Source organism: Vibrio sp. 10N.286.46.A8 (assembly GCF_041470165.1).
Classification (GTDB): domain Bacteria; phylum Pseudomonadota; class Gammaproteobacteria; order Enterobacterales; family Vibrionaceae; genus Vibrio; species Vibrio tasmaniensis_A.
Genome location: NZ_JBFRLX010000133.1, coordinates 1,079 through 2,386, shown reverse-complemented (window position 1 = coordinate 2,386; position 1,308 = coordinate 1,079). Strand labels below are relative to the sequence as shown.

Below are 1,308 nucleotides of genomic sequence, written 5' to 3'. Positions count from 1 at the left end.
CGTGGTGACTACATCACTTTCAACTTAATCCAATCTGATTTTACTACGGCTCAGCGTTTAGCTGATGCGGTTAATAATTTCCTAGGCCCTCAAATGGCGTCTGCGGTAGATGCGACTTCTGTAAAAGTTCGTGCTCCACGTGAAATCAGCCAACGTGTGGCTTTCTTGTCTGCCATCGAAAACATCGAATTTGACCCTGCAGAGGGCTCTGCAAAAATCATTGTTAACTCTCGTACCGGTACTATTGTTGTTGGTAAGCATGTGCGCTTAAAAGCAGCAGCAGTAACCCACGGCGGCATGACAGTCGCAATCAAAGAAAATCTAAACGTAAGTCAACCTAACGCATTCTCTGGTGGTCAAACGGTAGTCGTTCCTGATTCGGACATCGAAGTAACCGAAGCCGATGGTAAAATGTTCAAGTTCGAACCCGGTTTAACGCTCGATGATTTGGTACGCGCTGTCAATGAAGTCGGCGCCGCACCTTCTGATTTAATGGCAATCCTTCAAGCACTGAAACAAGCGGGTGCAATTGAAGGTCAGTTGATCATTATTTAAGGGATAAAGCATGATTAAAAATAACAATGACATCGGCTTTATTCACGATATTGGTAGCCTAGACCGTCTTCGTCAACAAGCGGTAAGCGGTGAAGAAGGCAGTGAAAAAGAAGCGCTAACCGCTGCAGCAAAACAGTTTGAATCTATTTTTACCTCGATGTTGTTTAAGTCGATGCGTGATGCGAACTCGAGCTTTAAGTCAGATATGTTGAACAGCCAGAATGAACAGTTTTATCGTCAGATGCAAGATGACCAAATGGCGAGTGAACTCAGTGCGTCAGGTTCGCTCGGTCTTGCGGACATGATCGTAGCTCAGTTAAGTGCTGGTCAAGCAAATGATGCAACTGAAGATAAGGTTCGCAATGAAGGCTTTGATACTTCACTGCAAAGACCGCAATACTCTGGTCGTTCAGAAGATAGAGCACCTGAAGTTCAATCTGCGCAAGCTATGTCAGCAACAGACGTGTCAGCAGCAAAACAACGAGTTTCCTTCGATTCTCCAGAATCGTTTGTTGCCTCAATGAAGCCTTACGCTGAAAAAGCAGCGAGTGCGCTCGGTGTCGATTCATCACTGCTATTGGCACAAGCGGCACTTGAAACAGGTTGGGGTTCTAAGATGATTAAGAACTCTTTGGGCAACAGCAACAACCTATTCAATATCAAAGCCGATAGAAGTTGGAAGGGCGATAAGGTTGCTACTCAAACTCTAGAGTTCCATGGTAAAACAGCTGTTAAAGAGTCTGCTTCTTTCCG

General features: G+C 45.1%; 2 protein-coding genes. Both read left to right on the top strand.

Annotation, left to right across the window (positions count from 1 at the left end):
• The coding region (locus tag AB4232_RS13825; protein WP_372087356.1) for a flagellar basal body P-ring protein FlgI at positions 1-555 on the top strand (555 nt) is incomplete at its 5' end.
• A gap of 10 nt (positions 556-565) precedes the next feature.
• The coding region (flgJ, locus tag AB4232_RS13820) for a flagellar assembly peptidoglycan hydrolase FlgJ (protein WP_372087355.1) at positions 566-1,308 on the top strand (743 nt) is incomplete at its 3' end.